Consider the following 8,081-nt stretch of genomic DNA (forward strand, 5'->3'; position numbering starts at 1 on the left):
CGACCTCGGCGAAGTCCGCCATGCGGTCGCGCACCTCGTGCATGCTCGGCCGGTCCTCCGGCTCGAAGCTCAGCAGGCGACGCAACAGATCCTCCAGCGGACCGGCGTTGCGCGGCTCGCTCAGCTGACCGTTGGCGGCCGCGTACAGCAGCGCGAGCGGATTCGGGTTGGTGCCGTAGGGCGGTTCCCCCTCCAGCGCGTGGAACAGCGTCGCGCCCAGGGCGAAGACGTCGGCGGCGGGGGTCGGCTCGGCTCCGCGCGCCACCTCCGGGGCGAGGTAGGCGGCGGTACCGGAGATGAGTCCGGTGGCGGTCAGGGTCACATCGCCCTTGGCCTTGGAGATGCCGAAGTCGGTGATCTTCACCGCCCCGTTGTCACCGAGCAGGATGTTGCCGGGCTTGACGTCCCGGTGCACGATGCCCGCGCGATGGGCGGCGATCAGCGCCGAGGCCACCTGCTCGCCGATGCGCGCCACCTGCGGCAGCGGCAGCGTGCCCTGTGAGGACAGCACGACGGCGAGGCTCTGCGAGGGCAGATACTCTATGACCAGGCACGGGTCACCCTCATGCTCGGTGATGTCGAAGACGACGATGGCATTGGGGTGCTGGAAGCGGGCGGCGTTGCGGGCCTCTCGGGCCGCGCGCTGACGCACTACTTCCTTATCCGCTTCGGACAGGGTCGGCTGGGTGAGGATCTGCTTGATCGCCACCGACCGTTCCAGCCTCTCGTCGACGGCTCGCCAGACGACGCCTGTGCCGCCGCTACCAATCCGTTCGACCAGGCGGTAATGCCCTGCGATCACTTGGCCGGTTTCGATGACACTACTCCGAAGTTCTCCGCGATGAATGACTGTGCCGGGGCGGTTGCCCGCGTGTTCCCCGCACGAGTGTAGCGGGCCGCGCGCGCCGCGCCGACGTCAGCGCGAGATATGACTGAGATCTCGCTGAGATCCTCATCGCATTCGGGTGATTATCGCGTTACCAGCTGCGGAAACGCGCGTGTCGGTGTGCGGTGAGGATCACTATTCCCGACGCGCCGCCCACTGCCCGCGCGCCAGTTCCGCCGCGTCGGCGTCGGTCAGCTCGATATCGAAGACCTCGGCGAGGATCTTCGGCAGCTCGGTGAGCTCCAGTTCGCGCGTATCGCCGCTGCCGTCCGGATACTCCGTGGTCCAGACGGTGCCGTCGAGGACGTGGTGCACCTCCGGCAGGAAGCGCTGCACGAACGGGCGGGTGGTGAACGGGGAACGCGGCGAGGTCGAGACGAAGTGGTTTCCGACCGCGTAGTCGATGCGGTACTGCGGGCTCACGGCGACGGTGTGGCGGTCGACCCAGCCGTCGCGGCCGTACTGGTGCAGCGTCCACTGCTCCACGTCGAGGGGTCCGCTCGCGCGGTCGAGCCGGTAACGCCAGGCGCCGAGGGCGAATTCGCCCCGGTCGGCGGTGAGCTCGACGGGGGCCAGGGGGCCGAAGCCGAAGCCGACGTCGGTCAGCCAGGCGCGGTCGTCGACGACCACCCGCAGCAGGGCGTGGGTGGCGGGCCGCAGCGCGGTCGCCCCCATGGTGACCCGGCCGGACAGTCCGGTGAACTCGAATCCGAGCCGCTCCAGCGCGGCGGCGAACAGTCCGACATGCTCGTAGCAGTAGCCGCCGCGACGGCGGCGAATCAGCTTGTCCTGCACCGATTCGACGTCAAGGGGGATATCGCGGCCGAGGATGACCTCGAGGTTCTCGAACGGAATGCCGGTGGTGTGCGCGTAGGTCAGCCCGCGCAGGGTGTCCAGGGTCGGCGTGCGCTCCCCCGTGTACCCGATCCGCGCCAGATACGCGTCCAGATCCAGGTCGTCGCCGTTCCACCCGTATGACGGGTCCACCGGGCTGCTCATATCTCCTCCGTCCACTGCCGCAATCGATTCGATCAACACCGTGCGGACCGAAGATGTTCCGCGCCAGCCTGCCAGCCCACCGGCAGCACGGTCACGACGGTGATTTCGTGGGCACGGCGGGTACCGCACCGCCTCGGCACGATCGCGTGGACAGTGGTGACCGGGCGACTTAGCCTGGGACCGCGACGGCGCGCGGTGGGGAGGCGGCATCATGACGGATTCGATGCGGAACCGGGCGCGGTCGTGAGTGCGCCATGGGATCGACTACGGCTGTTCACGGTGCGGGAGTTCACCGTGCACTGGGGGCGGACGCTGGCGACGGTCGCGGTGGTGGCGGTGTCGGCGGCCTTCCTGGTGGCCGTGTTCGCCATCTCCGGTTCGGTGACCGGTTCGATGCAGCGGCTGACCGCCGGGCTGGCGGGCACCGCGGACCTGGAGGTCTCCGGAGTCACCGACGCCGGATTCGCGCAGTCGCTGCGCGATGAGGTGGCGGCTGCGCCCGGGGTGGCGGCGGCGGTGCCGCTGCTGCGGGCGAATCTGCCGGTCGACGGCGAGCGGGTGCTGCTGCTCGGCATGGACGGGTCGGGCGCGGCACTGGGCGGCGAACTGAGCGGAGCCGTGGCCGACGACGTGGTCGGGTCGCTGCTCGGCGTATCGAACGGCGTGCTGGTCGGTCCGGACCTCGGCTATGCGAAAAATGATGTGTTCGAGTTGGGTTCGGTGCGGGTCACGGTCGCCGCCGTGCTCGCGGACGCGGAGTCGGGGCGGTTCAACGGCGGCCACTATGTGGTCGCGCCGCTGCCGCTGGCGCAGCGGATCGCCGGACGCACCGGACAACTCGACTCCATCATGATCGTGGCGGCACCGGATGCCGACGCGGGAGCGCTGCGTGCGGCCGTGGCTGCGGTGGTGGCCGGGCGGGCGATCGTCGCCGAACCCATGGCGCGCGCCGCGGATACCGGCAACGGCGTGCTCATGCTGCGCTTCATGGCCGCCATGGGGGCCGGTATCGCCTTCGTGGTGTCGGCGTTCCTGGTCTACAACACGATGAGTATGGCGCTGGCGCAACGCCGTCCGGCGATCTCCATGCTGCGGGCCATCGGCGGCGGCAAGCGCACCATCGTGCGCGACACCCTCGCCGAGGCGGCCGTGGTGGGACTGGCCGGCGGGGCCGTGGGCGGGCTGCTGGGAATACTCGCTGGGCGCTGGGCCATCGGCCTGCTGCCGCCCGCCGTCACCCAACTGGTGGAGGTGCGGCTGGAGTACATCCTGCCGGGTTACGCGGTGCCGGTGGCGATCACGGCGGCGGTGCTGACCAGCGTCGGCGCCTCGGCGGTGGCGGCACGGCAGGTGTACCGGGTGGCCCCGGTGGAGGCGCTGGCACCCGTCGGGGTGTCGCGAGCCGATGCCGGATCCGGGTGGACGCGATTCGCCGCCGCGGTGGCGGTGGTGGCGCTGACGGCGGCGACACTGCTGGTGGTGCGTGCGCAGCTGGGCGTGTTCTCCGCTGTCGCACTGGGTTTCGCGTTCGGCGCGCAGATCGCGCTGGCCTTCCTGCTCACCGGGCCGATCGTGGCGGCGACCGCGGCGGTGGCGCGGCGCGGCGGCGGAGCCGGGGTGCTCGCGGCGGTGAATATCGAACGCGCGCCCCGGCGGGTGTGGGCCACCCTCATGACCGTCACCATCGCCGTGGGTATGACCGTGACCATCACCGGGGCCAATGACGACGCCGTGCGCGGGGCGCGCGACAGCCTGGCCAGTCTCGGCGACAGCGAGCTGTGGGTGAGTCCCACGCCGGAGGATCAGACGCCCACCGACCTGCTGCCGCCGGAGGTGGCCGAGCGGGTGGCGGCGGTGCCGGGGGTGGCGCGTATGACGGAGGGGCAGTTGGCATTCGCCGCCTTCGGTGGCACCAAGGCGCTGCTGTACGGCGTGGCCCCGGGCAGCAACTACCCCATGTTCCGGGCGCTGCGCGCCGAGGTGGGGCAGCGGCTGCTGGCCGGTGAGGGCCTGGTGCTGTCCCGCTCCCTGGCGGGCCGACTCGGGGTGACCGCCGGGGATGCGGTGACCCTGCGAACGCCCAGCGGAGAGAAACGCGCCGAGGTGCTCGACACCGTGTCCTATTTCTCGGCGCTGGCGGGCACCGTGGCCATGAGCCTGGACCTGATGCGGGACTGGTTCGACCGCCCCGGATCGACCACCCTGCAGATCGACGCGGCCCCGGGCGCCGATCTCGAACAGCTGCGCTCCGACCTGCGTACGGCCGCCGGACCCCGGGTCTTCGTCTACTCCGGGCGCGAGGCCCTCGACGGCATCAGCGCCTCGATGACCCAGGCCATGGCCCTGGCCCGCGCCATACTGGTGATCACCGCCCTCATCGCCGCCACCGCCCTGCTCAACACGCTCATGCTGGCGCTGCTGGAACGCCGCCGCGAACTCGGCATCCTGCGCGCCGTCGGCTCCACCCGCCGCTTCGCCCTGCGCATGATCCTCACCGAGGCCGCCGCCATCGGTGTGGTGGGCGCGGCCCTCGGCCTCGTCTTCGGGCTGATCGAACAGTTCCTCTACGCCGCCATCGCCACCGACCTGCTCGGCATCGAGATCACCGCCCGACCCGGCCCGCTGCTCCCGGTCTTCGTGGCGGCGGCATTGGCCCTGAGCCTGCTCGGCTCGATTCCGCCCGCCCTGCGCGCGGCCCGGCTGAATATCGTGGACGCGGTCGCCGCGGACTGACCGGTGACATCCCGGGCCGGAGGCGCGCGGATGTCGGAGCCAGCCGCTACCATTCGCCCATGCGTTCGATCGATACCGCGCAGCGGCGCGCTCGACTGGCGGTTCGGCATCTGCTCGCTCCCGAAGCGCGGGTGGACGATGCCGCCGAGATCGCGCGGGCGATGGTGGTGCTGCACGCCACCGATCCGGCGACGGTGTTCCTCTCGGTGGCCGCGCGCAGTCGGACGGTCGAACCCGGGCATGTGGAGAAGGCGCTGTACGAGGATCGGACGCTGCTGCGCATGCTGGCCATGCGGCGCACCATGTTCGTGGCGCCGATCGAAACGGTGCCGGTACTGCAGGCGTCGTGCGCCGACGCATTGGCCGAGAAGCAGCGAAAAACCTACGGGCGCTTCATCGAACAGGCCGGGGTCGTCGACGGGGATGTGTCGGCGTGGTGGGCCGATGTCGAGGCGGAGACGCATCGGGCGCTGCTGACGCGGGGGGCGGCGACCGGAGCGCAGTTGAGCAAGGATGTGCCGCGGCTGCGGACACAGGTCGACACCGCGCCGGGCAAGCCGTATTCGAAGCCGACGAATATCACCACCTGGGTGCTGGTGACCCTGGGCGCGGAGGGACGCATCGTGCGGGGGCGGCCCAATGGGTCGTGGTCCAGCAGCCAGTACACCTGGGCGCCGGTCGAATCCTGGCTTCCGGACGGGATTCCAGCCATGCTCGCGGACGAGGCGCGCGCGGAGTTGGTGCGGCAGTGGCTGCACCGGTTCGGCCCGGCCCCGGTGAGCGATATCAAGTGGTGGACCGGGTGGACGGTCGCCGAGGTGAAGAAGGCCCTCGCACGACTGGACACCGTCGCGGTCGACCTGGACGGCGGCACCGGACTGGTGCTCGCCGACGATCTGGAACCGGTTGCCGCGCCGGAGCCGTGGGCGGCGCTGCTGCCCGCCCTCGATCCGACGCCCATGGGGTGGCAGGCGCGCGATTGGTATCTGGGCGCGCACGGTCCGGCACTGTTCGACCGCAATGGCAATGTGGGGCCGACCGTGTGGTGGGACGGGCGCATCGTCGGCGGCTGGGCGCAGCGCGCGGACGGTGAGATCGTGTGGCGGCTGCTGGAAGACGTCGGCTCCGAGGCGCAGCGGCACATCGAAGTCGAGGCCGCCCGGCTCACCGACTGGTACGGCGAGGTCCGCCCTATTCCCCGCTTCCGCACCCCGCTGGAGCGGGAACTCACCGCTGAGCGGCCGCACACCGCGTTACCGGCCCACCGCCGCAGGTCGCGCCCGTCGTGAGGACGTAAGACCTGCGGCGAGCTATCCGAGGCGGCGCGGAGGTCACACCTGCTGGCGCACACGGGTTCCGTTCGGCCGCTACATCTTCCGTTTAATCCTTCAAAATCCGTCGGGTGTCGGGTGGGCGGTCCCGCTGTTAGGGTCTGCACGTACATCTGCATGTCCGGGGCGCGGGGGGCGCTGGCCCGGTCTTCCCATTCGGAGAGTGTCATGGCCTTCCTGAACCGCTTCCTCTACAACGCGCGCACGATCAGCCAGCTGGTCGATCAGGCGCCGAAGTGGCGGGAGCAGTTGCTGGCCAAGCGCACCGAGTTGCGCGGCGGCTCCTTTCGGGACGCCACCATGGGGATCTGCGCCCTGGTGGCGGCCGCGGACGGCAGTATCGATCCGGCCGAGCGGATGCGGGTGGCGCAGCTCATCGGCGCGGATCCGGTGCTGCGCCAGTTTCCGGTGGACGAGCTGCGAAATCTCTTCGAGGACAACTGCAATCGGATCGCCATGGATCCGGCGTTCGGCCGCGCCTACGTCATGCAGCAGGTCGCCAAGTGCACCGGCAAACCGGCCGAGGCGCGCGCCGTCGTGCAGTTGGGCATCATGATCGGCAATGCGGACGGCGGTTTCGACCAGCACGAGGCCGCCACCATCCGGGAGGCCTGCCAGGTGCTGCTGCTGGACCCCGAGGAGTTCGGGCTTTCCGACTGACGCGCCGCCCCTACATGTCCAGGCCGAGGTCCAGCACACGTACGGAGTGGGTGAGCGCGCCGACGGCCAGATAGTCCACGCCGGTGCGGGCGTAGTCGGCGGCGGCATCCAGGGTGAGACCGCCGGAGGATTCCAGCTCGGTGTGCGGTGAGCGGGCGTCGCGACGCTGCACGGCGGCTTGGGTGGCCCACAGCGGGAAGTTGTCCAGCAGCACGAGTTCCACGTCCTCGGCGAGCACGGCGTCGAGCTGCTCCAGGCTGTCCACCTCCACCTCACAGGCGATGGTGGGGTTCAGGGCGCGCACCGCCCGCAGCGCCGCCACCACCGAACCGGCGGCGACCACGTGATTGTCCTTGATGAGCGCGGCGTCGCCGAGCCCCATGCGGTGGTTCACCCCGCCGCCGACGCGGACCGCGTACTTCTGTAGCGACCGCAGACCCGGCAGTGTCTTGCGGCTGTCGCGGATGCGGCAGTGGGTGCCCGCCACGGCATCCACCCAGGCGGCGGTGGCGGTGGCGATTCCGGAGAGGTGGCAGACGATATTGAGCAGGGTGCGCTCGGCGGTCAGCAGACCCCGGGTGGGAGCGACGACGCCGAGCACGGCGTCACCCGGCCGCACCCGGGTACCGTCCGGCACCCGCTCGGTGACCTCGTAACCGCCCGCCCCGATCACCTCGTCCAGCACCATCAGGCCGATATCGAGCCCCGCCACGGTGCCCTCCTGCCGCGAGACCACCGCCGCCTTCACCACGGCATCCTCGGGCACCGTCGCGACGGTGGTGATATCGGGCCCGTAGCGCAGATCCTCGTCGAGGGCGGTGCGAATGAGCGCGACCACCTCGTCGCGGTCGAGTCCGGTATCGAGGGTCATCGCTGCACTCCTGGATCGATGGATCGAGCACCGCGCCGCGGACGAGCGGTGCCGGGAAGCGGAAACGGTGCCGACATCCGCGCGTGTCCGCCCGCGCGGGTACGAAGGTGCTCGGCCGCATCGGCACAACCGTGTGCGGCGGCGCGAGTGTGCTCGGCGCGGGTAGGCCCCTTCCCGGCCGAGCGATGCGATTCCGAATGCCGCTCGGCGGCAGCGGATTCGGCCGTCGCGGCCACGGGCGGTCTCATGACGCGGCGGTGGGTACGGCGGTGCGCGACCATATGGGCTCCTCCCAGCCGTCGGTGAGCAACTGCGGCCGACCGTCCTCGCCGAGCCGCACCCCGATACTGCGGCGCTGCTCCGCGCGGGGCTCCGGATGGTCCGAACGGGTGTGGCAGCCACGGCTTTCCGTGCGCGCCGCCGCCGCGACCAGCAGGACACGGGCGGTGAGGGTGAGTGCGGCATCCTCGATATCGGCGGCGGTCACCGTGGCGGAGGTATCGGTGCCGCACCGCGATTCGCCGACCGTGGCATCCGGACCACCGTGATACCCGCGCGTCATGGGGTGCGCCCCGGCCGGGTGCTCGTCGGCCGCACCGCC

6 protein-coding genes and 1 pseudogene are annotated in these 8,081 nt (G+C 70.8%); 3 read left to right on the forward strand and 4 right to left on the reverse strand.

What is annotated here, in order from left to right; all coding sequences use genetic code 11:
* Both QK444_RS27845 and QK444_RS27850 read right to left on the reverse strand, forming a co-directional pair.
* Positions 1-802 (reverse strand): serine/threonine-protein kinase (locus QK444_RS27845; RefSeq protein WP_282785116.1); only part of this gene is annotated, 802 nt, incomplete at its 3' end.
* 219 nt (positions 803-1,021) lie between these two features.
* The gene (locus tag QK444_RS27850) at positions 1,022-1,885 is read right to left on the reverse strand and encodes an arylamine N-acetyltransferase (RefSeq protein ID WP_282785117.1); all 864 of its coding nucleotides are present in this window, start codon (positions 1,883-1,885) and stop codon (positions 1,022-1,024) included.
* Positions 1,886-2,128: 243 nt separating this feature from the next.
* On the opposite strand from QK444_RS27850, the gene QK444_RS27855 reads away from it, so the two are divergent.
* The 3 genes from QK444_RS27855 to QK444_RS27865 all read left to right on the forward strand — a co-directional run bounded on the left by QK444_RS27855 (position 2,129) and on the right by QK444_RS27865 (position 6,609).
* Positions 2,129-4,618, forward strand: coding sequence for an ABC transporter permease (locus QK444_RS27855; protein WP_282785118.1), 2,490 nt, complete (start codon positions 2,129-2,131; stop codon positions 4,616-4,618).
* A gap of 59 nt (positions 4,619-4,677) precedes the next feature.
* Positions 4,678-5,907 carry a winged helix DNA-binding domain-containing protein gene (locus QK444_RS27860; RefSeq protein ID WP_282785119.1) on the forward strand — a complete coding sequence of 410 codons (1,230 nt, stop codon included), beginning with the start codon at positions 4,678-4,680 and terminating at the stop codon, positions 5,905-5,907.
* A 210-nt stretch (positions 5,908-6,117) separates the two neighbouring features.
* Complete coding sequence (locus tag QK444_RS27865; RefSeq protein WP_282785120.1) at positions 6,118-6,609, forward strand: TerB family tellurite resistance protein; 492 nt, start codon at positions 6,118-6,120, stop codon at positions 6,607-6,609.
* Between the two features lie 10 nt (positions 6,610-6,619).
* Here the strand turns inward: QK444_RS27865 and nadC are convergent, their stop codons facing one another.
* Positions 6,620-7,480: a carboxylating nicotinate-nucleotide diphosphorylase gene (gene nadC / locus QK444_RS27870; RefSeq protein WP_282785121.1), complete on the reverse strand. Its 861-nt coding sequence runs from the start codon at positions 7,478-7,480 to the stop codon at positions 6,620-6,622.
* Between the two features lie 244 nt (positions 7,481-7,724).
* Positions 7,725-8,081: pseudogene (locus QK444_RS27875) on the reverse strand (hypothetical protein); the annotation flags it as partial.

Origin of the sequence: Nocardia sp. CC201C, from assembly GCF_030010695.1 — a bacterium.
Classification (GTDB): domain Bacteria; phylum Actinomycetota; class Actinomycetes; order Mycobacteriales; family Mycobacteriaceae; genus Nocardia; species Nocardia otitidiscaviarum.

Coding starts and splice junctions, on each gene's coding strand:
- QK444_RS27865 (WP_282785120.1), top strand. CDS start 6,118: ATGGCCTTCCTGAACCGCTTCCTCTACAACGCGCGCACGATCAGCCAG.
- QK444_RS27850 (WP_282785117.1), bottom strand. CDS start 1,885: ATGAGCAGCCCGGTGGACCCGTCATACGGGTGGAACGGCGACGACCTG.
- QK444_RS27860 (WP_282785119.1), top strand. CDS start 4,678: ATGCGTTCGATCGATACCGCGCAGCGGCGCGCTCGACTGGCGGTTCGG.
- nadC (WP_282785121.1), bottom strand. CDS start 7,480: ATGACCCTCGATACCGGACTCGACCGCGACGAGGTGGTCGCGCTCATT.